Origin of the sequence: Rhodococcus sp. NPDC056506 (assembly GCF_042794945.1) — a bacterium.
Classification (GTDB): Bacteria; Actinomycetota; Actinomycetes; order Mycobacteriales; family Mycobacteriaceae; genus Rhodococcus_F.
The window spans coordinates 23,757-48,654 of sequence record NZ_JBHTSW010000034.1 but is presented as its reverse complement, the minus strand read 5'-3'; the positions used below and the strand labels follow the sequence as shown (position 1 = coordinate 48,654).

General features: G+C 65.0%; 23 protein-coding genes. 17 read left to right on the top strand and 6 right to left on the bottom strand.

Annotation, left to right across the window (positions count from 1 at the left end):
- Positions 1 to 55 precede the first annotated feature (55 nt).
- Complete coding sequence (locus ACFQ6H_RS22540; protein ID WP_283303684.1) at positions 56 to 820, top strand: acyltransferase; 765 nt, start codon at positions 56 to 58, stop codon at positions 818 to 820.
- A gap of 97 nt (positions 821 to 917) precedes the next feature.
- A complete protein-coding gene (locus ACFQ6H_RS22535; protein ID WP_378648704.1) occupies positions 918 to 1,553 on the top strand; it encodes a maleylpyruvate isomerase family mycothiol-dependent enzyme in 636 nt (211 codons plus the stop codon).
- A gap of 2 nt (positions 1,554 to 1,555) precedes the next feature.
- Here the strand turns inward: ACFQ6H_RS22535 and ACFQ6H_RS22530 are convergent, their stop codons facing one another.
- Genes ACFQ6H_RS22530 through ACFQ6H_RS22520 form a run of 3 tightly spaced genes read right to left on the bottom strand, consistent with a single transcriptional unit; the run spans position 1,556 to position 5,132 of the window.
- Positions 1,556 to 2,800, bottom strand: coding sequence for a glycosyltransferase family 4 protein (locus tag ACFQ6H_RS22530; protein ID WP_283303686.1), 1,245 nt, complete (start codon positions 2,798 to 2,800; stop codon positions 1,556 to 1,558).
- Complete coding sequence (locus ACFQ6H_RS22525; RefSeq protein WP_378545339.1) at positions 2,797 to 4,323, bottom strand: 1,4-alpha-glucan branching protein domain-containing protein; 1,527 nt, start codon at positions 4,321 to 4,323, stop codon at positions 2,797 to 2,799. The genes ACFQ6H_RS22530 and ACFQ6H_RS22525 overlap by 4 nt, the downstream gene beginning before the upstream one ends.
- Before the next feature lie 29 nt (positions 4,324 to 4,352).
- Positions 4,353 to 5,132, bottom strand: coding sequence for a class I SAM-dependent methyltransferase (locus ACFQ6H_RS22520; protein WP_378648702.1), 780 nt, complete (start codon positions 5,130 to 5,132; stop codon positions 4,353 to 4,355).
- Positions 5,133 to 5,403: 271 nt separating this feature from the next.
- Between ACFQ6H_RS22520 and ACFQ6H_RS22515 the strand changes: the two genes are divergently transcribed.
- The 9 genes from ACFQ6H_RS22515 to ACFQ6H_RS22475 all read left to right on the top strand — a co-directional run bounded on the left by ACFQ6H_RS22515 (position 5,404) and on the right by ACFQ6H_RS22475 (position 15,180).
- The gene (locus tag ACFQ6H_RS22515; RefSeq protein WP_019747906.1) at positions 5,404 to 6,204 is read left to right on the top strand and encodes an electron transfer flavoprotein subunit beta/FixA family protein; all 801 of its coding nucleotides are present in this window, start codon (positions 5,404 to 5,406) and stop codon (positions 6,202 to 6,204) included.
- 48 nt (positions 6,205 to 6,252) lie between these two features.
- Positions 6,253 to 7,209: an electron transfer flavoprotein subunit alpha/FixB family protein gene (locus tag ACFQ6H_RS22510; RefSeq protein WP_003944698.1), complete on the top strand. Its 957-nt coding sequence runs from the start codon at positions 6,253 to 6,255 to the stop codon at positions 7,207 to 7,209.
- 135 nt (positions 7,210 to 7,344) lie between these two features.
- On the top strand, positions 7,345 to 8,181 hold the full coding sequence (locus ACFQ6H_RS22505) for a GNAT family N-acetyltransferase (RefSeq protein ID WP_378648700.1): 837 nt from the start codon (positions 7,345 to 7,347) through the stop codon (positions 8,179 to 8,181).
- Entirely contained in the window at positions 8,181 to 9,080 is a 900-nt protein-coding gene (locus ACFQ6H_RS22500) for a lysophospholipid acyltransferase family protein (protein ID WP_378648698.1), read from the top strand. The genes ACFQ6H_RS22505 and ACFQ6H_RS22500 overlap by 1 nt, the downstream gene beginning before the upstream one ends.
- A 52-nt stretch (positions 9,081 to 9,132) precedes the next feature.
- A complete protein-coding gene (locus ACFQ6H_RS22495) occupies positions 9,133 to 10,362 on the top strand; it encodes a cysteine desulfurase family protein (protein WP_378648696.1) in 1,230 nt (409 codons plus the stop codon).
- Entirely contained in the window at positions 10,362 to 11,474 is a 1,113-nt protein-coding gene (gene mnmA / locus ACFQ6H_RS22490) for a tRNA 2-thiouridine(34) synthase MnmA (protein WP_378648694.1), read from the top strand. Before ACFQ6H_RS22495 ends, mnmA begins: the two co-directional genes overlap by 1 nt.
- Positions 11,471 to 12,493 (top strand): methionine synthase, encoded by a 1,023-nt coding sequence (locus tag ACFQ6H_RS22485; protein WP_378648692.1) that lies wholly within the window; start codon positions 11,471 to 11,473, stop codon positions 12,491 to 12,493. Before mnmA ends, ACFQ6H_RS22485 begins: the two co-directional genes overlap by 4 nt.
- Positions 12,494 to 12,562: 69 nt before the next feature.
- On the top strand, positions 12,563 to 14,644 hold the full coding sequence (gene ligA / locus ACFQ6H_RS22480) for an NAD-dependent DNA ligase LigA (protein ID WP_378648716.1): 2,082 nt from the start codon (positions 12,563 to 12,565) through the stop codon (positions 14,642 to 14,644).
- A 47-nt stretch (positions 14,645 to 14,691) separates the two neighbouring features.
- The gene (locus ACFQ6H_RS22475) at positions 14,692 to 15,180 is read left to right on the top strand and encodes a GNAT family N-acetyltransferase (RefSeq protein WP_230812805.1); all 489 of its coding nucleotides are present in this window, start codon (positions 14,692 to 14,694) and stop codon (positions 15,178 to 15,180) included.
- A 13-nt stretch (positions 15,181 to 15,193) separates the two neighbouring features.
- On the opposite strand, the gene ACFQ6H_RS22470 is transcribed toward ACFQ6H_RS22475, so the two are convergent.
- Positions 15,194 to 15,844: an amino acid-binding protein gene (locus ACFQ6H_RS22470; protein ID WP_378533863.1), complete on the bottom strand. Its 651-nt coding sequence runs from the start codon at positions 15,842 to 15,844 to the stop codon at positions 15,194 to 15,196.
- A gap of 278 nt (positions 15,845 to 16,122) precedes the next feature.
- On the opposite strand from ACFQ6H_RS22470, the gene gatC reads away from it, so the two are divergent.
- Positions 16,123 to 16,422 carry an Asp-tRNA(Asn)/Glu-tRNA(Gln) amidotransferase subunit GatC gene (gene gatC / locus ACFQ6H_RS22465; RefSeq protein ID WP_003944747.1) on the top strand — a complete coding sequence of 100 codons (300 nt, stop codon included), beginning with the start codon at positions 16,123 to 16,125 and terminating at the stop codon, positions 16,420 to 16,422.
- The gene (gene gatA, locus ACFQ6H_RS22460) at positions 16,419 to 17,897 is read left to right on the top strand and encodes an Asp-tRNA(Asn)/Glu-tRNA(Gln) amidotransferase subunit GatA (protein ID WP_283303696.1); all 1,479 of its coding nucleotides are present in this window, start codon (positions 16,419 to 16,421) and stop codon (positions 17,895 to 17,897) included. Before gatC ends, gatA begins: the two co-directional genes overlap by 4 nt.
- Positions 17,898 to 17,954: 57 nt before the next feature.
- On the opposite strand, the gene ACFQ6H_RS22455 is transcribed toward gatA, so the two are convergent.
- Together ACFQ6H_RS22455 and ACFQ6H_RS22450 are read right to left on the bottom strand one after the other, a co-directional pair.
- Positions 17,955 to 19,343: an alpha/beta-hydrolase family protein gene (locus tag ACFQ6H_RS22455; protein WP_378648690.1), complete on the bottom strand. Its 1,389-nt coding sequence runs from the start codon at positions 19,341 to 19,343 to the stop codon at positions 17,955 to 17,957.
- Complete coding sequence (locus ACFQ6H_RS22450) at positions 19,340 to 20,014, bottom strand: hypothetical protein (RefSeq protein WP_378648688.1); 675 nt, start codon at positions 20,012 to 20,014, stop codon at positions 19,340 to 19,342. Before ACFQ6H_RS22450 ends, ACFQ6H_RS22455 begins: the two co-directional genes overlap by 4 nt.
- Before the next feature lie 164 nt (positions 20,015 to 20,178).
- On the opposite strand from ACFQ6H_RS22450, the gene ACFQ6H_RS22445 reads away from it, so the two are divergent.
- From ACFQ6H_RS22445 to gatB, 4 genes are all read left to right on the top strand, one after another.
- A complete protein-coding gene (locus tag ACFQ6H_RS22445) occupies positions 20,179 to 21,453 on the top strand; it encodes a sensor histidine kinase (RefSeq protein ID WP_378648686.1) in 1,275 nt (424 codons plus the stop codon).
- Between the two features lie 9 nt (positions 21,454 to 21,462).
- On the top strand, positions 21,463 to 22,125 hold the full coding sequence (locus tag ACFQ6H_RS22440; protein ID WP_007729374.1) for a response regulator transcription factor: 663 nt from the start codon (positions 21,463 to 21,465) through the stop codon (positions 22,123 to 22,125).
- Positions 22,126 to 22,240: 115 nt separating this feature from the next.
- Positions 22,241 to 23,272 carry an ATP-dependent 6-phosphofructokinase gene (locus ACFQ6H_RS22435; protein WP_283303701.1) on the top strand — a complete coding sequence of 344 codons (1,032 nt, stop codon included), beginning with the start codon at positions 22,241 to 22,243 and terminating at the stop codon, positions 23,270 to 23,272.
- A 25-nt stretch (positions 23,273 to 23,297) separates the two neighbouring features.
- Complete coding sequence (gatB, locus tag ACFQ6H_RS22430) at positions 23,298 to 24,809, top strand: Asp-tRNA(Asn)/Glu-tRNA(Gln) amidotransferase subunit GatB (RefSeq protein WP_378648684.1); 1,512 nt, start codon at positions 23,298 to 23,300, stop codon at positions 24,807 to 24,809.
- Positions 24,810 to 24,898: the final 89 nt, after the last annotated feature.

Sequence of the window (24,898 nt, the reverse complement as noted above, 5' to 3'; positions counted from 1 at the left end):
GTGACGGGGCACACCCCGAGGGTCGGTGAGTCGGCCCCACGTAGGCTGAACACTCATGACGAGCATGTGGGGCGCACCGTTGCGCACTCGATGGCGGGGATCACGCCGAGGCGACAGCGATCAGGCCAAGTTCTTGACGGTCGATTCCCTCAAATGGGTTCTGGCGAACAAGGCGTACACACCCTGGTACCTGGTGCGGTACTACCGTCTCGCCAAGTTCAAGATGGCCAACCCGCACGTGATCCTGCGCGGCATGGTGTTCCTCGGCAAGAACGTCGAAATCCATTCCACCCCCGACCTGTCCCGCCTCGAGATCGGGCGCTGGGTGCACATCGGTGACGGCAATGCGATCCGGTGTCACGAAGGCTCGCTGCGCATCGGCGACAAGGTCGTCTTCGGCAAGGACAACGTCGTAAACACCTACCTCGACATCGAAATCGGTGCTTCGACGCTCGTAGCCGACTGGTGCTACATCTGCGACTTCGACCACCGCATGGACGACATCAACACACCGATCAAGGACCAGGGCATCGTCAAGGGCCCCGTCCGTATCGGCCCGGACACCTGGGTTGCCGCCAAGGTCACCGTGCTGCGGAACACCCGCGTCGGACGTGGTTGTGTCCTCGGGGCCCACGCCGTCGTCAAGGGAGACATCCCGGACTACAGCATCGCCGTCGGCTCGCCCGCGAAGGCGGTCAAGAACCGCAAGTCCGATTGGGAAGCCGGCGCTGCCGATCGCGCGAAGTACGTCGCCGCGCTCGAGGACATCGCGCGCAAGAAGGCTGCCGCAGACGCTGCCGACGCGTCGTCGACGTCGTAAGTCGCTTTTCGACAGAGCCCGCGATTACTTTCGGCGCCGCCACCGGTCTGTATCGGTATCGGCGCCGAAAGTCTGCGTCGGTGAAAGGAGTGCCGACATGAGCGAACAGACACCCGAATGGGTCGTGGCGCAGCGCCGCGAACTGGTGGAATTTCTCGAAAGCCTGAGCGCAGAGCAGTGGAACGCGCCGACCCTGTGCGACGGGTGGCGCGTCCGCGAAGTGATCGCGCACATCACCATGCCGTACCGATACTCGGCGCCGCGATTCGTCGTGGAAATGGTCAAGTCACGCGGAAATTTCAACAAGATGTCGAATCGGCGAGCGCTCGCCGACGCGTCGGAAGTTGGTGAGCAACAACTACTCGCCTCGCTTCGTGACAACGTCGCACACCCGTGGAAGCCGCCGGGCGGCGGCTTCGAGGGCGCGCTCTCGCACGACGTGATCCACGGTCAGGACATTCGCGTGGCACTCGGTGACGATTACGTGGTGCCGGAAGACCGGCTCAGCCGCGTCCTCGGCGGCCTCTCGCCCAAAACGGTCAAGTATTTCGGGACGGACCTCGACGGCGCGCGGTTGCGCGCCGACGACCGGGACTGGGAATACGGTGCGGGCGCCGAGGTCCACGGAGCGGCGCAGGATCTGCTGCTGGTGCTGTGCGGTCGGATGCTGCCGCCAGGCCATCTGCTCGGGGATGCGAGTTCTCGCTTCACCGCGCCGCTCCCGACCCCTTGAGGTCAGCGCCCAGGTAGCGGACGCTCGGGTATCTGCGGACGTGCCAGGGGCTGCCGCACCCGACGCTTTGCGCCCGCATAGACGTGCGCAGTCTCCTCGGCGACCTGATGCCAGTCGAAGTCCGACGTCAGGCGTGCCCGGGCGGCCACGGCCCGCTCCTGTGCCCCGGCGGGATCGTCGAGAACCTCGCGAACTGCCGAGGTGAGGCCGGCGATGTCGCCCGGTTGGAAGGACATGCCTGTCACGCCGTCGACGACGGCCTCGCCCAGTCCGCCTGCGGTGGACGTGATCAACGGAGTGCCGGCTGCCGCCGCTTCGAGGGCGATGATCCCGAACGGCTCGTAGCGTGACGGCAGGACGATGGCATCCGCGCCGTGCAGCCAGCTGAGCAGTTCGGTGTGATCGAGGTTGCCGAGAAAGTCGACGGCCCGCGCGACGCGATGCGTGCGTGCCTGTTGGTAGAGCCAGGTGAACTGGGTACCTTCGCCTGCGATCGCGAGGGTCGTGCCGGGGTGGCTACGACGGATACGGGGGAGTGCCGCGATGGCGTCCTGCACACCCTTCTCGTATTCCAGGCGGCCGACGAAGAGGAGTTTCGGCGGTCCGGAACGCGGTCCTCGTTCGCGAAAGTTCCACGTGGTCACGTCGATTCCGTTGCGGATGACGGTGATCGGTGGAAGCGTCGGGCCGTAGAGCTCGGTCACTTCTTCCTGCATTGACGCCGAACAGGTTATGAGAGAGTCGGATTCGTTTGCGAGCCACCATTCGACGGAGTGGACCTGGCGGTTGATTCGGCCGGAGATCCAACCGCTGTGCCGACCGGCTTCGGTGGCGTGAAGCGTGGAAACCAGTGGTACGTCGTAGAATTCGGCCAGGGCGATCGCCGGATGTGCAACCAACCAGTCGTGCGCGTGCACCACATCAGGTTGCCAACCTTCGCCGACGCCCGGCTTGTGCAGCGCCATTCCGGCACGGACCATCGCATGGCCCATGGCCAGGGTCCACGCGAGCATGTCCTCACCGAAGACGAAGTGCGCCGGGTCCTCGGCCACCGCGACGACGAGAACGCCCTCGGAAATGTGCGTGACTGTCGGGTGGGTCGATGAATCGGTGCCGGACGGGCGGCGTGAGAGCACCACGACCTCATGGCCCGCGGCTGCCAATTCGGTGGCGAGATGGTGGACGTGTCGACCGAGCCCGCCGACGACGACCGGTGGGTACTCCCACGAGACGATGAGAATTTTCACGACGGACTCAGTTCTGTGTCAGGTAGACGGCGAGCATCCAGTCCCGGGAACAACCCGTCGGCGCGATTCCAGCCTTCGGCGAGTCGCACGGCGACGGCATCGCGGCCGGATACCAGCGCTTCGGAGATTTCCCTGGTCGCATGGGCGTGCTTGTGCGCACGTTCGCGGGCGTACCCCGCGGCCGAATCCTTGCTCACCATGAATGCCCAATCGCTCGAAACTGTCATCAGTGTCTCGCGAAGTACCTGATCGTTGACGCGGTTTCGCAGTTCCGGTCGTCCGGGTGCGTTGTCGCGTCCGCGAGACTTGTCCACGGTGCCGAGCGCGGTCTCCACCACTTCGGAGTTCAGTTGCACCAGGTCGGATACCTGATCGCCGGCCCACACGCGCCAGTCCTTACCCGATCCCCAGGACGAGTCCTCGAGCTGAACGGGTTCGCCGACGTATCCCGATGCCTTGGCGTCGGCGAGGGTGCCGACGCGGATTCCGGCTTCGGGGAGCGCGCGCAGGAGCTTCTCGAGCCACTGCGGACCTTCGTGCCACCAGTGCCCGAACAGTTCGGTGTCGAAAGCGGCGACCACGAGGGCGTCGCGGCCGATGCGGGCGGATTCACTGCGCAGACGCGCCCGAACGGTGTCGACGAAGTCGGCGACATGCTTGTCGACGGCGGCCGCGGCGAGTTCGGGGTCGTACGGCAACTTGTCGGCGGAGTCGACGGTCCGTCCGGTGACCCGCGACGGCTTGAGGCCTGTCGCGTGGTCGTAGGTGTGGAAGTCGCGGTAGGCAGCGTGGCCCGGGTATCCGGACTTGGGGGACCAGACACGGTAGCTGACCTGCAGGTCGCGGCCGAAAGCGACGACGTCGGATTCTCGAACCGGTCGACCGAGGGACGTGTCGCCGCGCAGGGCGGGGCCGTCGACCATGAAGTGAGTGACGCCGGCTTCGGCGTAACCGCGCTCCATGCCCGGGGTGTACCCGCACTCGGGTCCCCAGATCCCGGTAGGGGTGTGGTTCCACCGGGCATGCGCGTCGGCGAGACCTTCGCGGAGGGAGAAGGCTCGCAAGCGGGGATCGAGCAGTGGTTGGAACGGATGGGCCAGCGGCCCGCCGAGAAGCTCGAATGCCTCCCGATCGATGAGGTCGCGAAATACCGGCGAGGCACCGTGCTGCCAGTGAGTCTCGAAATCTTCGAGAGCGGCTGCTGACGCCCGGTGTTCGCGCGCTCCGAGTTCGCGGTGCGCTGCGTCCGGCATGCCGGCGGCCTCGTGGGCGCGGATCTGCCAGTTGCCGAGCCAGTGATGCATTCCGGCGAGGCAGTGGGGATCGTCCAACTGGGCTGCGAGTACCGGCGTGATTCCCAGCGTCAGCAAGTGCGATCGGCCCTCGTCGGCCAGGCGTCGTAGCGCCGCGGCGAGCGGAATGTACGACGCAGCCCAGGACTGGTAGATCCATTCCTCGCCGACTGGCCATCTGCCGTGGTTGGCGAGCCACGGCAGATGGGAGTGCAGAACCAGGGCGAACATCCCCGGTTCGCTCACGGGTGTTGCGTTACTCACTCGCCGGTTTCCTTCACGGCAATAGCGACGAGGTCGAGGCTTGCGTCGATGTCAGGTTCGCTGATGCTGAAATCGTCGACGGTGATGCCCTCGACGTCGCGGGTGAGATCTTCCGGCCAGGGCTCACCGGCCAGCGCGCGGTCGATCTGCGCATTGATGAACGATCCGCCGTGCTTGGCGTCGAGTTCCTTCAGGCGCGAACCGTGGTGCACACCGGTCATCAACTGAACGCGGAATCCGGCGTCTTCGAGCAATTCGGTCATTTCAGCGGCGTTGAGCTCACGAGTATGGAAAGGGTTGAGCGGCGTGTCGCGGCCGGGGGAGAAGGTGATCCGGTTGGGGGTGCTGATCAGAAGTTCACCGCCGGGAGCGAGAACTCGGAAGCACTCGCGCAGGAACTGACCCTGATCCCACAGGTGCTCGATCACCTGGAAATTGACGACGACGTCAACGGAGTTGTCGGCCAGAGGAAGCTCGGCGAGGTTGCCGTGAAGCATCTCGACGCGTGGGTAGCGGGCACGGACGTGTTCGACCGCGGAGATGTCGTAATCGAGGCCGGTAACCTTCGCTGCGACGTCGGCAATCATGTTGGCGCCGTAGCCTTCTCCGGATCCGGCTTCGAGGACTCGGCGATCCGTGCAGCGCTCCAGAAGTGCGCGGTACACCACTTCGTGGCGTCGGAACCAGTAGTTCTCCTCGGGGATTCCTGGCACCGTTCGCTCGCCCGTCAGGGGCAGGGGTGCGTCCTCGTGGTTGCTGACACTCGTTTCACTCACCCGTGCGAGATTAGTGCCATCCGAGTAGAACGTGTTCGCCGTGGTCCAGATCACTGCTGTCAATTCCTGTTCGTGCCGTTATGGTGGACGAGGTTCCACGTTAAGTTACCCACCGGTAACTTAACGTGGGGTAATCTAACGCACAGCCGACGTGAACCGAGAAATCCGCCCGTAGGGAGACCTGTCGGACTCTCTTTTCGGACGCTCGGACTGCGCGAGCACCACAGACGATTTATCAGGTGAATTACACACAGGAGGTCGACGAAGACCCATGACGAATATCGTTGTTTTGATCAAGCAGGTCCCCGACACATGGTCCGAGCGCAAGCTGACCGACGGCGACTACACGCTTGACCGTGAAGCCGCCGACGCGGTCCTCGACGAGATCAACGAGCGCTCCGTCGAAGAAGCACTCCTCATCAAGGAAGCTCAGGGCGGTGAGGTAACGGTGCTGTCCGCAGGTCCCGACCGCGCCACCGACGCTATCCGCAAGGCTCTGTCGATGGGCGCCGACAAGGCTGTCCACATCAACGACCCGGCACTGCACGGCTCCGACGCGATCCAGACCGCATGGACCCTCGCTGCTGCTCTCGGACAGATCACCTTCGAGAACGACGAGCCTGCCGACCTGATCATCGCCGGCAACGAGGCCACCGACGGCCGCGTCGGCGCTGTCCCGGCCATCATCGCCGAGTACCTGGGCATCCCGCAGCTCACGCAGCTGCGCAAGGTCGTCGTCGCCGACGGCAAGATCACCGGTGAGCGCGAGACCGACGAGGGCGTCTTCGGCCTCGAAGCTTCGCTGCCCGCGATCGTCTCGGTCACCGAGAAGATCAACGAGCCGCGCTTCCCGTCCTTCAAGGGCATCATGGCCGCGAAGAAGAAGGAAGTTCTCGTCTACACGCTGGCCGACCTCGGAGTCGATCCGGAGACCGTCGGTGTTGCCAACGCCGGCACCACCGTGACGTCCTCCACCCCGAAGCCCCCCCGTACCGCTGGTGAGCGCATCGCCGACGAGGGAGACGGTGGCACCAAGATTGCCGCTTACCTCGTCAGCAACAAGGTCATCTGATCGCGCCCTTCTAGACATCCAGCAGAAGAACTCAGGGAGAGTTAAGTCATGGCAGAAGTACTTGTGCTCGTAGAGCACGCAGAGGGTGCGCTGAAGAAGGTCAGCACCGAACTCATCACCGCTGCACGCGCACTCGGTGAGCCGTCGGCAGTTGTCGCCGGCCCCGCAGGCACCGCAGCAAAGCTCGCCGACGCGCTGGCAGCAGCCGGCGCCGAGAAGATCTACGTCGCCGAGTCCGACGACATCGACGGCTACCTCGTCACCCCCAAAGTCGACGTTCTCGCCGCTCTGGTCGAGTCCACCAGCCCGGCAGCAGTCATCACCGCAGCCGGCACCGAGGGCAAAGAGGTTGCCGGTCGTCTGGCCGCACGTCTGGGCTCCGGACTGCTGACCGACGTCATCGAGATCAAGGCTGACGGCACCGGCGTCCACTCCATCTTCGGTGGCGCGTTCACCGTCGAGGCCAAGGCCAACGGCGACGTTCCCGTCTACTCGGTTCGTCCGGGTGCCGTCGAGGCTGCTCCGCAGGCCGGCGCAGGCGAGCAGATCACCGTCGAGGTTCCGGCTCAGGACGAGAGCGCCGTCAAGGTCACCTCGCGTGAGCCCATCGTCGGCGGCGACCGCCCCGAGCTCACCGAGGCGTCGGTTGTCGTCTCCGGTGGACGTGGCGTCGGCAGCGCGGACAAGTTCTCCGTCGTCGAAGAGCTGGCCGATTCCCTCGGCGCTGCAGTCGGTGCTTCGCGTGCCGCTGTGGACTCGGGCTACTACCCCGGACAGTTCCAGGTCGGTCAGACCGGTAAGACGGTCTCCCCGCAGCTGTACATCGCGCTCGGCATTTCCGGTGCCATCCAGCACCGCGCCGGCATGCAGACGTCCAAGACCATCGTCGCGGTCAACAAGGACGAAGAGGCACCCATCTTCGAGATCGCCGACTTCGGCATCGTGGGCGACCTGTTCAACGTCGCACCGCAGCTCACCGAAGCTGTGAAGTCCCACAAGGGCTAAAGAGCACAATCTGCTGTGCGCCTTTATCAACCCCCCGCGGTTGATAAAGGCGCACAGTGCTTTATTCACCCGGCCTGCATCGGTATGTCACTTCGTCGATACCGGGATGCCGTTCGCGCTCGATAAACCTTGCGCATGACAATTACGTCAGTCCTTCGCTCCGCGAGTGACAATCTCGGCCGTGAGGTCGCCCAGCCGAGATATTCCCTGATCGTCTCCTCCGACCGCGAGCATCGTGTCGCTGCGCAGCGTCTTCGATACCGAGTGTTCGCCTCCGAGCCCGGCTTCTCCCTCCCGGCAACGGCTGGGGTGTTCGAACTCGACGCCGACGCCTTCGACGAATTCTGTGATCATCTTCTCGTTCGTGACAACATCACCGAGGAGTACGTCGGCTGCTACCGAATGCTGCCGCCGGATTCCGCTGCGGCGGCCGGTGGGTATTACACCGCAACGGAATTCGACATCTCCGCGCTCGACCCGGTGGCGAATAGAATCGTCGAGATGGGTCGCGCGTGCGTCGATCCCGCTCACCGCACCGGATCCGTCCTGAGCCTGATGTGGTCGGGCATCCTGCACTACCTCGAACTGACTGGATACGAGTGGGTGATGGGGTGCGTCTCCGTGCCCATCCTGCCGCGCCCCGACGCCATCGCCGGCGCAGATGTCCGCGGCGTGCGTGACTTCGTGATGAACAAGCACGCCAGCCCGGTTTCGCGACGGGTGACACCTCGAAACCCGGTGGTCCTCGGCGGCCGGACGCTCGACGAGATTGCCGCACCGGAACGCCTCACGATGCCGCCGTTGCTCCGCGGCTACCTACGGATGGGCGCGACAATGTGCGGGGAGCCTGCTCACGATCCCGAGTTTGGCGTGGCTGATTTTGTTGCGCTGCAAGGCCTTCACTCCGCAAACAAGCGTTATCTCGAACGGCTGCGATCGGCGGCCGCCGCACACGAGTCGGGGATCGGCTGATGACCGCGGCGGTGCCGTACTGGGTACCGACGAGCCCCTGCGGCGACGGGTGTCTACCCGCGGACGCACCCGGTGTGTCGAGTATCACCGTGATTGCCCGCGGGGTCATGGTCGGTGCCGCCCTGGTGACTGCGCCGGTGCTGTCGGCCGGCTGGCTGCTCCCACGCACCTGGCGAACGGAGATGCAACGCGGATACTCGCGGGCGTTGCTGCGCTGTCTGGGGATCAAGCTCACGGTCGACGATCAACGGTTGGGGCGCGCCGAACCGGCGGGCGTGATGGTTGTCGCCGGTCACGTGTCCTGGACCGATGTACTGGTCGCGAGCGCCGTTGCTCCGGCCAACTTCGTCGCCCGCGCCGACCTGCTCGACTGGGCAGTGCTCGGCGGTCTCGCGCGGCGGATGCGCGTCGTGCCCATCGATCGAGCACGACTGCGGGACCTCCCCGGAACCGTCGACGTCGTGCGCGAACGCCTGCAGCGCGGTGTCCGCGTGATGGTTTTTCCCGAGGGAACGACCTGGTGTGGCCGAGCGTACGGCGGTTTCCGCCCGGCGATGTTCCAAGCTGCCGTCGACGCCGAATGCCCGGTTCAGCCGATGGCGATCCGATACGAGAACGCCGACGGTTCCCTGTGCACCGGACCGTGCTTTGTCGGCACCGAAACGATCGGTCAGTCCATCCGCCGGATCCTGCGTCAGAAGAACGTCGAGGTGAAGGTCAGGCTGGCTCCGCTCGAGGAGGCAGGGGAGTGCCGAGCCGATCTCGCGCAGCGATGCGAGAGAGCCGTACGCGGCGTCGACGTCATCGATCTGGCAGCTCACGACATCTTCGACCCCGCACCGGAACTCGTGACACAAGCCGTGGGACAAATCGATCCCTCCCCGGCGATGAGCGCTTAGCCTGCTGAGCGAGGCTGGGCGAGCTCTCGTGCTGGGCTATCCTGGTCAAGCCATGACTCTGCCTGCACACAGTGCCCACGCCGGATTTCCGGTGTACCTCGATCATGCCGCCACGACTCCGATGTCGGCAGCCGCTATCGAGGCGATGACCGATACCTTCAAAACCGTGGGCAACGCGTCCTCGCTGCACGGCTCCGGCCGTGCGGCCCGGCGCCGTGTCGAGGAATCGCGCGAATCGATCGCCGCCAGCCTGGGCGCGCGGCCGTCGGAGGTCATCTTCACCTCCGGGGGAACCGAGAGCGACAACCTCGCGGTCAAGGGCATCTACTGGGCTCGCCGTGACGCCGATCCACGACGCACTCGCATTCTGGCCAGCTCCGTCGAGCATCATGCTGTGCTCGACGCCGTCGAGTGGCTCGAGCAACACGAGGGCGCGCGCGTGACGTGGTTGCCGGTCGACGAGAACGGTGTGGTCGATCCGCAGACGTTGCGCGACGAGCTGTCCGTGCACGCCGACGAAGTAGCACTGGTGACGGTGATGTGGGCCAACAACGAGGTCGGCTCGATCATGCCGATCGTGGAGTTGGCGGAGGTCTCGGCAGAGTTCGAGATTCCGATGCACAGCGACGCGGTCCAGGCCGTTGCTCAATTGCCCGTCGACTTCGCAGCGAGCAAGTTGTCCGCGCTGAGCATCGCGGCACATAAATTCGGTGGTCCCCACGGCGTCGGTGCACTCTTGCTCGGTCGCCAGGTTCCCTGTGTGCCGCTCCTTCACGGCGGTGGGCACGAACGTGATCTGCGTTCGGGCACTCCGGATACCGCGGGAGTTGTCGGAATGGCTGCGGCGCTGCGCGCAAACGTCGAGAACTTCGATTCCAGCACAAGGGAATTGGCGCAGCTGCGTGACCGTTTGATCGAGGGAGTCCTGGAGATCCTTCCCGAGTCGGTGCTCAACGGCCCGACCGGTTCCGATCGGCTTCCCGGTAACGCACACTTCACCTTTCCCGGCTGCGAGGGCGATTCGTTGCTGATGCTCCTCGACGCAGCCGGTATCGAATGTTCCACCGGTTCGGCCTGCACTGCCGGTGTGGCCCGGGCCAGTCACGTGTTGATCGCGATGGGCGTCGAATCGCCCGTAGCGCGTGGCTCACTGAGATTTTCGCTCGGACATACGTCGAGTGTCACCGATGTGGTTGCGCTGCTCGCAGCGCTTCCACAAGTAGTAGAGCGCGCTCGGGCCGCCGGTCTTGCCGGTGCCGGTTCGCGTGGAGGGGATCGCTGATGCGAGTACTCGCAGCCATGAGCGGAGGTGTCGACTCCGCTGTCGCCGCCGCCCGCGCTGTTGCCGCCGGACATGACGTCGTCGGCGTTCATCTTGCGCTGTCCACGGCGCCGGGCGCATTGCGTACGGGTTCGCGGGGTTGCTGCTCGAAGGAAGATGCCGGCGACGCCAGGCGCGCCGCCGACGTCCTCGGAATACCCTTCTACGTCTGGGATTTCGCCGATCGCTTCAAGGAAGACGTGATCGACGACTTCGTGGCGTCCTACGCGGCAGGTGAGACCCCCAACCCCTGCCTGCGCTGCAACGAGAAGATCAAGTTCACCGCACTCGCCGATCGCGCGGTCGCTCTCGGCTTCGACGCCGTGGCGACCGGTCACTACGCACGCCTCGAAGACGGCGTCCTGCGCCGGGCGGTCGACGCGGACAAGGACCAGTCGTACGTCCTCGGTGTGCTGACGGCAGAGCAGCTTTCACGCGCGATGTTCCCGATCGGTGACACCCCGAAGGAACAGATCCGCGAGGAAGCGGCCGAGCGCGGGATCGCTGTGGCGAACAAGCCTGACAGCCACGACATCTGCTTCATCCCGACCGGCGACACACGAGCATTCCTGGGTGCGCGCATCGGCGTTCGTCCCGGAAGCGTTGTCGACGCCGATTCCGGTGAAGTCCTCGCTGCGCACGACGGCGTCCACGGCTTCACGATCGGACAGCGCAAGGGTCTCGGCGTCGAAGGTCCGGCGGGTGACGGCCGTCCGCGGTACGTGACCGCGATCGAGCCCGAAACCGGAACGGTCCGAGTGGGATCGGCCAAGAACCTCGACGTCTGGGCCATCTCGGCGCAGCGTGCGATCTGGACTTCGGGCCAGGCGCCGGAAGGCCCCGTCGAATGCATGGTGCAGGTTCGTGCGCACGGCGGACTGGCGCAGGCCGTCGCGGAGGCCGTCGATGACGGTACTTCGAGTGGCGGTATCTCGATCTCGTTGCGCGAACCACTGACCGGCGTCGCGAAGGGACAGGCTGTCGTGTTGTATCGCCCCGACAGCGAACTGGGCGACCAGGTTCTCGGCAGTGGCACCATCTCGGGCACCGAATCCGAGCCGAACACACTGTGACGCAGCAGGTTTCCATCGGTGGCCTCGTCACCGGAATCGGATCCTGGCCGGGCACGGATGCCCGCGAAAGTGCAGCAACCATCCTCGGCGAGCTTGGCGGTTTCCCACATCTGGTGGAGTTGCCGGGCCGGGGTCTCGGCGCAGACATGGTCGGCCGGGCAGGGGCCATTTTGGTCGACATCAACCTTGACGCCTCGACGCGTGCCTATCGCGTCGTGCCTCGGCGGGGCAACGTCGCGAAGCGGGCCGAGGACTTCCTGAATCAGGATCTCGACGCACTCGAGGAAGCCTGGGAGTCGGCTCGCTTGGTCGGTGGAGATCACGTGATCAAGCTCCAAGCTGCCGGCCCGTTGACGCTCGGCGCCGAGATCGAGGTCGCGAACGGCTCGCGAGTTCTCGTCGACCGCGGGGCGCTCCGCGACATCGCCGAATCACTCGGTGAGGGTCTCGCGCGTCATGCGGCCGAGGTCACTCGTCGGACCGGCGCCGCAGTGGTGATCCAGTTGGACGAGCCCCAGATCGCGGCAGTACTGGCCGGTTCGCTGCCCGGGCGCACCAAGATGGAGAGCGTTCCGGCTTTGCCCGAACCCGAGGCGCTCGCCGTTCTCGACTCGACGATCAGCGGTTGCGGGTTGCCCACGATCGTCCACAGTTGCGGCGCCGACATGCCGTGGGATCTATTGAGGCGAAGTCAGGCGTTCGGCGTGAGCTTCGACATGTCGCTCATCGGCTCACGCGATCTCGACGGTATCGGCCAGTTGTTCGACGCCGGCAAGGAATTGGCGCTCGGTCTGGTTCCGTCCGTGGAGCCGGAAAAGCCGGTGACGTGGAAAGAGTGCGCGATGCCCGCAGTCACGCTGATCGATCGTCTCGGATTCTCGCGTGAACTCCTGCAGACCCGGGTCGCGGTGACCCCACGCTGTGGTCTTGCGGGAGCGAGCCTGGAGTGGGCTCGTGCTGCTCTTCGACTGAGCACAGACGTCGGCAAGGCATTGGTGGACGATCCGTCGGCGTTCTGATGCGTGGAGTCATGTGGTGTGTCGGTGTGACCCGATAATCTTCTAGCTGTGACTGAAACCGCGGATGCAATGCAGCCAGCGCCCAACGAGGCGCGCGAGCAGTGGACGGAGCTGGCCGAAGAGGTACGCCAGCATCAGTTCCGCTACTACGTTCGTGATGCGCCCGTCATTTCGGACGGTGCATTCGACACATTGCTCGGGCAGCTCAATGCTCTCGAAGAGCAGTATCCGGATCTGCGGACTCCCGACTCTCCGACGCAACTGGTCGGCGGCGGATTCGCGACGGACTTCACCTCCGTCGATCACCTCGAGCGGATGCTCAGCCTCGACAACGTCTTCGACGAGTCCGAGCTCCGTGGATGGATCGCCAAGGTGGAGCAGGAAACCGGGCCCGAACTGCACTATCTGTGCGAAGTGAAGATCGACGGCGTCGCGCTCAACCTCGTCTACGAGAACGGCAAACTCGTGCGCGCCGCTACCCGCGGCGACGGTCGCACCGGCGAGCTGGTCACACTCAACGCCCTGACGATCAACGACATCCCGGAGCGGCTCACCGCCACGGACGAGTACCCGATTCCGAGCCTGCTCGAGGTGCGCGGTGAGGTGTTCTTCCGCCTCGAGGACTTCGCGGCACTCAATGCCTCGCTGGTGGAGGAGGGCAAAGCGCCGTTCGCCAATCCGCGCAACTCCGCGGCGGGCTCCCTACGTCAGAAGAATCCGGCCGTCACCGCGCGTCGTCGTCTCGGCATGATCTGCCACGGGTTCGGGCGCATGGAAGGTTTCGATCCGGCTTCGCAGTACGACGCCTACGTGGCCCTCGCCGCCTGGGGTCTGCCGGTGTCCACGCACACCTCGCGGGTGGTCGGCGCCGACGCCGTGGTCGAAAAGATGAAGTACTGGGGAGAACATCGCCACGACGTCGAGCACGAGATCGACGGCCTGGTGGTCAAGGTTGACGAGATGTCGTTGCATCGACGTCTGGGCACCACGTCTCGCGCACCGCGGTGGGCGATCGCGTACAAGTACCCGCCGGAAGAGGTGACGACCAAGCTCCTCGACATCCGGGTCAGCGTCGGGCGCACCGGACGCGTGACGCCGTTCGCGCACATGGAACCCGTCACGGTGGCGGGTTCCACTGTGTCCTTGGCCACGCTGCACAACGGATCCGAGGTCAAGCGCAAGGGTGTGCTGATCGGCGACACCGTGGTGTTGCGTAAGGCCGGAGACGTTATCCCCGAGGTCCTCGGGCCCGTGGCAGACGTGCGCGACGGTACCGAGCGCGAGTTCGTCATGCCGACGCGCTGCCCCGAGTGCGGCACGTTGTTGGCACCGGCAAAAGAGGGCGACGTCGACGTGCGATGCCCCAATCAGCAGTACTGCCCGGCGCAGTTGCGCGAGCGCGTGTTCCACGTTGCCGGTCGCGGGGCATTCGACATTGAGGTGCTCGGATACGAGGCCGCGACCGGTCTGCTGGAAGCGAAGGTCATCGGCGACGAGGGTGATCTCTTCTCCCTCGACGCCGAGAAACTGATCGACGTTCCGATCTTCCGTACCAATGCGGGAGCACTGTCCGCCAACGGAAAACGCTTGCTGGCCAATCTCGATTCGGCCAAGGACAAGCCGCTCTGGAGAGTGCTTGTGGCACTGTCGATTCGGCACGTCGGCCCTACTGCCGCCAGGGCGTTGGCCGGCGAATTCGGTTCGTTGCAACGCATTCGGGAAGCGTCGGTCGACGAGTTGGCTGCAGTGGACGGCGTCGGATCCACGATCGCGGCGGCGGTCGTGGAGTGGTTCGCCGTCGACTGGCACCAGCAGATCGTCGACAAGTGGGCGTCGGCCGGAGTACGCATGGAGGACGAACGAGACGATTCGATTCCGCGCAATCTCGAGGGTCTCTCGATCGTCGTCACCGGTTCGCTCGAGACGTACTCGCGAGATCAGGCGAAGGAAGCGATTCTGGTGCGCGGGGGCAAGGCGGCAGGTTCGGTCTCGAAGAAGACCGCCTTCGTCGTCGTTGGTGAAGCGCCCGGTTCCAAGCACGACAAGGCCGTCGAATTGGGTGTGCCGGTGCTCGACGAGGACGGCTTCCGGCGGTTGCTCGAAGATGGCCCGGATGCAGTCGCTCCCACCGAATTGGACGCAGCAGAGTGACTTTGTCCGATTTCTGAGATTGACGTGTGGGGTGCCATAGTGACGCCATGATCGAGATTCGTGAAGTTCTGCCGGCTGAGTTCGAGACCGTCGGTGAGCTGACTGTGCAGTCGTACGTGGGCGGCGGATTTGTCGCCGACGGATCCCCGTACGCGGAGCGCCTGCGCGACACCGCAACTCGGGTGGAGCAGGGGCGGGTGCTGGTTGCCGTCCTCGGCGATCAGGTCGTGGGTTCGTTGACGATCGCAGAGCCCGGTACGCCCTTCGCCGACGTTGCGCAGAAGGGTGAACTCGAATTCCGCATGCTCGCGGTCTCTCCGCAAGCTCGAGGATCGGGCGCCGGAACCGCATTGGTTCGCGCAGTGATCGCCGACGCTTACGATCGCGGCGATCACTCGGTGGTCATTTCGACGCAGCCCGAGATGGTCGATGCGCGTCGTATCTACGACCGAAACGGTTTCGTCCCCGATCCCGAGCGCGCGTGGGAGCCCATTCGCGGCATGGAACTGACCGTCATGGTTCGCGGTCTGGCCTGACTATCCAGCCTGGTTAACCCAGCACCGTCGCTACGATTCCTGCAAGGTAGCCGAGGCGGGCTATCTCCGAGGGGCGGAATTCGGGTCCACCGGGGCGGCCGAGCATGAGGACTCGATTGCCGGAACCGAGAGGTGCGGCAGCGAGGCTGGTGTTCATGTCGCGCCATACGTCCGGAACCCAATCCGCCTCGCCGTCGAGGGCGGTGGGCTTGTCCAGCGGCATCCACGGAATATCGGTCGCATGAGTTTCCGGAGCGCCTGCGCTACCGACGACACGGTAAGCCCCGTGCTTGCCGATGTCCGCGATGACGCACCAGCCGACACGGAGGACACGCGGCGCGCCGTCGACGAGAACCTGTAGTCGATCGTTTCTAGCGGTGGCGACGGAGTCGATCAGCTCGAGTTCGCGGTGAGTGTCGAGAATCCCGGCGTAGGGGCGGATCGAATCGACCAGCACGTCGGGCAGATGCTCCGCAGCGGTGATCAAAGTGTCGGGCAGTGCGCCGGGTTCGACGTCGACCACGAGGTCGTCGATGGCAAATCCGTCGCCCCGTTCCACGACGTCGAGAGAGAGGATGTCTGCGCCGACGGAACCGAGTGCCACGGCGAGAGCGCCGAGGCTACCGGGTCGGTCGGGCAGTTGGACGCGAAGCAGGTACGACACGTGCGTGCCTTTCGCTGATCGGTTCTCGCCCGGATCACGTCGACCCGGGCCACACCCATCTTTGCACTTGCTCAGCACCCGTTGGTGGGCGCCGCGGCGGGGTCACACCGGGTGCACATGCTTGTCACACGAGCGAAACACGAGGTGGATTCGACGTGGCGGTGGACACAGTGGGCGTGCATACCGGTCGACACAGCAGGCGTGCTTACAGGTCTGTGTCGGTGAGGAACTAGGCTGGACCGGCAATGTTCACGTCCTCTTCCGAAAGGGGCCCCGCGGTGCCTGCCATCTCCCGTGACGAGGTCGCGCACCTCGCGCGGCTGTCCAGACTCGCCCTGTCCGATGCCGAACTCGACGAGTTCGCCGGTCAGTTGGATTCGATTCTCAACCACGTCAAGGTGGTCACCGAGGTTGCGGCCGACGACGTCCCGCCCATGGCGAACCCCAATGCCGTCACCAACGTGACGCGCCCCGACGTGATCGTGCCCGGGTTGACCCCCGAGCAGGCATTGTCCGGAGCACCCGCAGTCGAACAGGATCGCTTTGCGGTTCCGCAGATCCTTGGAGAGGGCGAATGACCGATCTGACCACGCTGGACGCCGCTGAGCTGGCCGGCAAGATCCACTCGCGTGAGGTGTCCTCGGTAGAGGTCACGCAGGCGCATCTCGACCGCATCGCTGCCGTCGACACCGAGTACCACGCATTCCTGCACGTCGCCGGCGAGCAGGCTCTCGAAGCTGCCGCAGCAGTGGACAACTCGCTCGCAGGCGGAAACGAACCCGCTTCGGCACTCGCCGGTGTTCCGATCGCGTTGAAGGACATCTTCACCACGACGGACATGCCGACCACCTGTGCGTCGAAGATTCTCGAAGGCTGGGTTGCGCCGTACGACGCGACCCTGACGTCCAAGCTGCGCGCTGCCGGCATCCCGATTCTCGGCAAGACGAACCTCGACGAATTTGCGATGGGCTCCTCGACGGAGAACTCCGCCTACGGTCCGACGCGCAACCCGTGGGACGTCACCCGCATCCCCGGCGGATCCGGTGGTGGCAGCGCGGCAGCACTCGCATCCCGTCAGGCTCCACTGGCGATCGGTACCGACACCGGCGGTTCGATCCGTCAGCCGGCTGCGGTCACCGCGACGGTCGGAACCAAGCCGACCTACGGAACCGTCTCACGCTTCGGACTCGTCGCGTGCGCGTCCTCGCTCGATCAGGGTGGCCCCTGCGGTCGCACCGTGCTCGACACGGCTCTGCTGCACGAGGTCATCGCCGGACACGATCCGCGTGACTCCACGTCCATCGACGCCCCCGTGCGTCCGGTGGTTGCCGCAGCACGTGAAGGTGCAAACGGCGACCTGCGCGGCGTGAAGGTCGGTGTTGTCAAGGAACTGCACTCCGACAGCTACCAGCCCGGCGTCATCGCTTCCTTCGACGCCGCAGTCGAGCAGCTCAAGGCGCTCGGCGCCGAGGTTGTCGAGGTCTCGTGCCCGAGCTTCGAGCACGCGCTCGCGTCGTACTACCTGGTGCTGCCGAGTGAGGTGTCGTCCAACCTGGCTCGCTTCGACGCCATGCGCTACGGACTGCGTGTCGACGAAGGCAACATGAGTGCCGACCAGGTCATGGCCGCAACTCGTGCCGCCGGTTTCGGCCCGGAGGTCAAGCGTCGCATCATGATCGGTACCTACGCACTGTCCTCGGGCTACTACGACGCCTACTACGGCTCGGCGCTCAAGGTCCGTACGCTCATCGCGCGCGATTTCGACAAGGCCTACGAGAAGGTAGACGTACTGGTCTCGCCGACCAGCCCGTTCACCCCCTGGAAGTTGGGCGAGAAGGTCGGCGATCCGCTGGCCATGTACCTCTCCGACCTGTGCACGCTGCCGACCAACCTGGCCGGACACTGCGCGATGTCGGTGCCCTCGGGTCTGTCCGCGGACGACAACCTGCCGGTGGGCCTGCAGATCATGGCGCCCGCCATGGCTGACGAGCGCCTTTACCGTGTCGGTGCCGCCTACGAAGCTGCACGCGGCCCGATCGCGACTGCAGTCTGACCTGTTTGCTGTGCGCCTTTATTAACCCCCCGCGGTTAATAAAGGCGCACAGCAGTTTCAGGAGCAAGTTCTCAGGGCCGTCCCCTGATCGGTTCCGTAGCGATGACCGTGGCCGGCGGGGACACCGAGCGAACCGAGCATGTCTGCGGTCGTCTGCAAGAACGTGACGCCTGGAATCCACTGCGGGATCGGGGCATCCTGGACGGCGCGGCTCAGGTCCGGCTTCTGCGTCGCGAGGGCGGGGGACCACCACACCACCGGGTCGGACGTGTTCGCGAGAACGGTTGCGCCCTCCGTCCGCGTCGCGCCCGCCGGGGGACCGGCCCACAACACGTCGCACGCGGTGGTGGGGCTTTTCTCCATCAACGCAGCACTGCCCCCGACGGCGCCCAGGCTCTGTCCGTAGAGGAACAGGTCCGGTCGCTCTTCGGTCGGCATCGAGGCGATGTGTGTACCGACCGCAGTGAACAGAGCGGTGGCTGAATCTTCGGCCTCGTCCCGGCTGAACAGGAACGTCGCCCAGCTGGGTGCGTCGGAGTATTGCTGGCCGACTATAGCGACGTCGCCGCCGAACCGTTGCTCGATACCGTCGACTGCGTGCGTGTCGATCCACCCCGAGCCGGTCGGAACGGCCACCACGACGCTGTCGCGGGCAAAGCCACCGACGCGATCGAGTTCACTCACGGCGAGAGCGGCACGCGATGCGGCGTCGGGTGCGGAATCCAAACCGGCGTAGACGCGCACCGAGTCTTCGCCTGCTGCGACGAATTTGCGTCCCTCCGCCCCCATCGACGTCCACGAGATGAGAGATTCGGGGCTGCCTGAGCCGGACGCCGAAAGTGGCTGTGTCAGAGCGGTGTCGATGTACGCGTTGGACTTGTCGAACGAATCGGCGAGGCCGTTCCACACGACGGGGCCGACGACCAACTGCACTCCGAGAACACCCATGACCAGTGCACCCACACTCCGCGCGAAACCCATCCACCGCAGCGCCTTCGAAATTCCGACCCCGATGCCCCAGAGACCAAGCGCGGTCAGTGCTGCAATGCAACCCGCCTCCGCCCAGTGGAGAAGTCCGGCAGACGGTGCGCCCATCGCCGCTCGCAACGAGTTCTGCCAACCGGCGGCGGCGAAGACAGCAATCGCGGCGGCGGCCGTCGACAACCCCAACGCGCTGATGCGCCAATGATGTTCGTCGAATCGGGCCTTCACGCGATCGGAGACGAGCCGACGCGCAACCGCGGAGAACGCCCACATCGCCAGTAGTCCGGCCGCGACGAGCAGACCGCTGAACACACCCTGGAGCACGGCTGATCTCGGCAGCAGTCCGGGAGCAAGTGAGATGGCGGACATCGCTGCCACGGCGACGCTCGTCGACACTCGGGGGAGTGCGAGCGCCCCGACTCGGGCGAGGGCAGGGGTCCGTGACGCATTCAGAACACTCATGCTGCAACCGCTTTCGGAGAGGAGGAGAACCCGTTCGACGGATCGAGACGCCGCGACCGCACGAGGGTGAAGCCGAGTGCGGAGACGGCGAAGACTCCGGCCGCGCCGTAACCGAAGCCTGATTCAGCGACCGGTGTCAGATAGCTTTGGCGCCAAGAATTTCCGTTCACCGCTGTGACGGCTACATCGGCCATCGCGAAGCAATACCCTCGTGAGAGAAAGGACGTGCGGTCTTCACACGCGGCATGCATTCGCTCGTCGAGCTGACCGTCGAGGACCTGACGTGCCCACGGCCCCAGTTCAGTTCCGTGCGAATGCGCGTAGCGGAGCAGGTCGTAGCCGAGATCGTGCGCTTTGCAGGCCGAGTCGAATTCGTCGGGAAGTGGGACCGGCGACGAGCAGTCGCCGTGGGGATTGGCGAGGTATCCATCGACGACGGTGGGGGTGTAGCCCGCGAATGCCGCAAAGTCCGCCGGGATGGTGGTCACAGCGTCAGAGGCATCCGCGGTAGTCACGGTGGCGATCGCACTGGATGCGTTCGAGTTCTCGGTGCGCGGCGGCTCGGCGCCGCTCGATCCGGCAGTGACGATGACTGCCGCCGTTGCCGCCAAGGCCAGGGCAGCCCAGGTGCCGCCGCTTCGAGAGAGGTCTTTCACTCGTGTGATCCGCATGCCGTTCACGCTATGAACGGACAATCCTGGCGGTCATCGCTCTGTGGAGGGGTTCTCCGAGGCCGATTCGGGTGAGAATTCCCTCCCCTGTGATACCTCGGAGGTAGGGGGATCTCACTCTGCAGTATGAGGACTTTCGGGGTTCGCCTTCATAGGCTTGACGGGTGATCAAGGTCCGAAGGAAGAACAGGGGCGCACCGGATGCGCCCGCACCGACATTCGCCACTGCCGGGTCGATGCTGTCCGGCCTCGACGGGGCGGTAGTGCATTCGGAGAAAGTGCGCCGCGCAACCCGTTTCGTGGCCCACGGTCAGTTCTGGAACTTCGTCATAGTCGCGGTCACCTTGATCCTCTACGCGATCGCGTGGCCGACACTGCAACTGACGCATCATGTTTCGCCGCCGATCATGCCGTTCGTCGCCGCGTTGGCCGCCTTTCCGTTTGTCCTGATCCGGATCAACGCACCGTTGGGGTGGGCGGTGTCGGCGGTGTCGGCGCTGATCATCCCGTTGGTGTTCGACAACACGCCCGGTTACGACTATCCGTGGCAGGTCGTCCACATCATCGTGCTGATGTGTTTGCTCGCCGCGGTGAGTCTGCGAGCGCCCATTCAGGTTGTCGGTGTCGCCTGGATCGCCACGGTGCTGCTCTTCCTCGGCAACGCCCCGGGAAGCGACGGAGCGGGTTGGGCTGTCGGGCTGAGTGCCCTGGTGGTCTTCTGCCTGTTGATCCGCTGGTTGGTTCTCTCGCGCCGCCAGTTGGCCAAGCAGGAGGAAGTCAGTGAACTCGAACGCACTCGGCGAACGATCCTCGAGGAGAAGGCGCGGATCGCCCGCGACTTGCACGACATCGTGGCCCACCACATGTCGATGGTGGTCGTGCAAGCGCAGAGTGCGCCGTACCGACTCGATGCCGTCACTCCGGAGATCCGGACCGAATTCGAATCGATAAGTGAGACAGGGCGAGCAGCGCTCAACGAGATCCGCGGCCTCCTCGGAGTCCTGCGCAGCGACGGGGACACCGTGGTGACGGCTCCACAACCGGGCGTCGACCAGTTGGACGAACTGTTGCTCGGCAGTACCCGTGCCGGTTTGCCGGTGTCGTGGCGAGTCGACGGCGATCGAGCGTCGGTCTCGGAATCCACGGGTCTTGCGCTCTACCGGATCATTCAGGAGTCGATCACCAACGCGGCCAGGCATTCGCCAGGCGGACCTATCGAGGTCGCCGTGGCCTTCGGTCCGCAATCGGTGAGCGCGCTCGTGAACAACGGACCTTCGCCACTGGGTGGCAATCAGTACTCGGCATCGGAAACCACTGGTGGCAATGGAATACGCGGAATGCGTGAGCGGGCTTCGGCCGTGGGCGGCATGCTGTTGGCAAACCGGCGCGAGGACGGAGGGTTCGAGGTCCGGGCCGAGTTGCCGTCGATGCCCGCCTAGGCTGTCCGAGTGCCCATCACAGTATTCATCGCAGACGACCAGGCGATGGTTCGACAAGGGTTCGGAGCCCTACTCTCCGCCCAGCCCGACATCAGCGTGATCGGCGATGCGCCGGACGGCAAGATCGCCGTCGCCGAGGTCGCGCGATTGCGTCCGGATGTGGTGTTGATGGATGTTCGCATGCCCGAGATGAACGGACTCGACGCTGCCCGCCAGATTCTGTCTGCCGGATGGGAACCGCCGGTGCGAGTCCTCATGCTCACCACATTCGACATCGACGACTACGTCTACGAGGCACTGAGCGTCGGGGCGAGTGGGTTCATGCTCAAGGATGCACCGGCCGAGGAACTGATTCGGGCGGTACGCGTAGTCGCCGAAGGGCAGGCCTTGCTGGCGCCGACGGTGACGCGTCGGCTGATTGCCGATGTGACCAGCCGGCGGGCGGCCCCGCGCGCACGGCCCGCAGCGCTCGACGCCCTGACCCCGCGTGAGCGCGAGGTCCTCGAACTGATCGCCCGCGGATTGTCCAACGTCGAGATCGCCGAGCGGCTGTTCGTCGCCGAGCAGACCGTCAAGACCCATGTCGGGAAGGTGCTGTCGAAGCTCGATCTGCGTGATCGCGCCCAGGCAGTCGTGTTGGCGTACGAAAGCGGGCTCGTCACGCCGGGTTAGTGATCCCGTACGGCGCGGCGTTGCGGCTCGGCAACGCCGCTATCCTGCGGCAATACGGTGACTGGGGGAAGATGGACACCAAGATCCACAATCCGGTCACGAGAGGTGCTGCACTATGCGAATCGGAATCCTCACGGGCGGCGGCGACTGCCCGGGCTTGAACGCGGTCATCCGCGCCGTCGTACGTACGTCGGCCGGTCGTTACGGCAGTACCGTGGTCGGATTCCGGGACGGCTGGCGGGGACTTCTCGAGGACCGCAAGGTCCCTCTCGACGCGGACGATCGCATCAACCGCATCCTCACTCGCGGCGGCACGATCCTCGGCACCGCTCGTGTGAACCCCGACAAACTGCGCGCGGGTCTCGATCAGATCAAGCAGACCCTCGACGACAACGGGATCGACGTCCTGATCCCGATCGGCGGCGAAGGCACGCTCACTGCGGCCAGTTGGCTTTCCGAGAGTGGCGTGCCCGTGATCGGCGTGCCCAAGACGATCGACAACGACATCGACTGCACCGACGTGACTTTCGGTTTCGACACCGCCTTGGCCGTCGCCACCGACGCCATCGACAGACTCCACACCACGGCCGAATCACACCAGCGGGTCATGCTCGTCGAGGTCATGGGCCGGCACGCGGGCTGGATCGCGCTGCAAGCCGGACTGGCGTCGGGGGCACACCTGACGCTGGTTCCAGAACAACCGTTCGACGTCGACGAGGTGTGCGCGATGGTCAAGAAGCGCTTCCAGCGCGGCGACTCCCACTTCATCTGCGTCGTCGCCGAAGGCGCGATGCCAGATCCCGCGTCGATGACTCTGCGCGAGGGTGGCATCGACGAGTTCGGCCACAAGATCTTCACCGGAGTCGCGCAGCAGCTCGGTAACGAGATCGAGCGTCGGATCGGCAAGGAAGTTCGCACCACCGTCCTCGGACACATTCAACGCGGCGGCACCCCGACGCCGCACGACCGCATCCTCGCCACCCGCTTCGGCGTGCATGCCACCGACGCAGCTCACCGCGGAGATTTCGGTCAGATGGTCGCTTTGCACGGAACGTCCATCGACCTCGTTCCGCTCGCCGAGGCGACCCGCAAACTCAAGACGGTGCCCAAGGAGCGCTACGAGGAGGCAGCCGCATTCTTCGGCTGAGCCGCAGACGCATAAACTGATCACCATGACTGCTGTCGATGCGCCCGACATCCTCGATTACGACGAAGTACTGACCAAGTACGAGCCTGTGATGGGTATGGAGGTGCACGTAGAACTCGGCACCGCGACCAAGATGTTCTGCCCGTGCCCCACCGAGTTCGGTGCCGAACCCAATACCCAGGTGTGCCCGGTCTGTCTGGGCATGCCCGGTTCGTTGCCGGTGGTGAACGCAGCTGCTGTCGAATCCGCGATCCGGATCGGCCTTGCGCTCAACTGCTCCATCACACCGTGGGGTCGATTCGCGCGTAAGAACTACTTCTACCCGGATCAGCCGAAGAACTACCAGATCTCCCAGTACGACGAGCCGATCGCGACCGAGGGCTACCTCGACGTGATCCTCGACGACGGCACGACGTGGCGTGTCGACATCGAGCGCGCGCACATGGAAGAGGACACCGGAAAGTCCCTCCATGTCGGCGGTGCTACCGGCCGTATCCACGGCGCAAGCCACTCACTACTCGACTACAACCGTGCCGGTGTGCCGCTGGTCGAGATCGTCACCAAGACCATCCACGGTGCCGGCGAGCGCGCTCCCGAGGTTGCCCGTGCCTACGTGACGGCGCTTCGTGATCTGCTGAAGTCCCTCGACGTCTCCGACGTGCGGATGGATCAGGGATCGATGCGTTGCGACGCCAACATTTCGCTGATGCCGATCGGCGCCGAGGAACTCGGAACGCGTACCGAGACCAAGAACGTCAACTCCCTCAAAAGTGTCGAGGTCGCGGTTCGCTACGAAATGCGCCGTCAGGCAGCAGTTCTCGACGCCGGTGGTGAGGTCATCCAGGAGACCCGTCACTTCCAGGAAGCCGACGGCACCACCGCCGCTGGACGCCGTAAGGAAACGGCCGAGGACTACCGCTACTTCCCGGAGCCGGATCTCGAGCCTGTTGCCCCGAGCGCCGAGTGGGTGGAAGAACTGCGCGGCACCTTGCCGGAGCTTCCCTGGATTCGCCGCGCGCGGATCCAGAACGACTGGGGAATCTCCGACGAGGTCATGCGCGACCTCGTCAATGCCGGTGCCATCGATCTGGTGATCGCGACCACCGAGGCCGGTGCGTCGCCCGAGGCAGCGCGGTCGTGGTGGCTGTCCTACCTGTCACAGCAGGCCAACACCCGTGGCGTCGAACTCGGTGCTCTGCCGATCACCCCGGCGCAGGTTGCGCAGGTCGTCGCTCTCATCGACAGCGGCAAGCTCAACAACAAGGTCGCTCGCCAGGTCGTCGATCACGTCCTCGACGGTGAGGGTGATCCGGAGCAGGTTGTCGCGGCGCACCCGGAGTTGGTCGTCGAACGTGACGAAACCAAGCTCAAGGCAGCCGTCGACGAAGCGCTCGCAGCCAATCCCGACATCGCGGACAAGATCCGCAGTGGCAAGGTGCAGGCCGCCGGAAAGATCGTCGGCGACGTCATGAAGGCCACTCGTGGGCAGGCAGACGCGGCTCGTGTGAAGGAACTTGTCATCGAGGCGTGCAGCTAGTCCTCGGTAGTGAACACTGATGCCCGGCCGAATCGAATTCGGCCGGGCATCAGTGTTTTACCGCTGTCGATCTGGATACTGTCGATCTG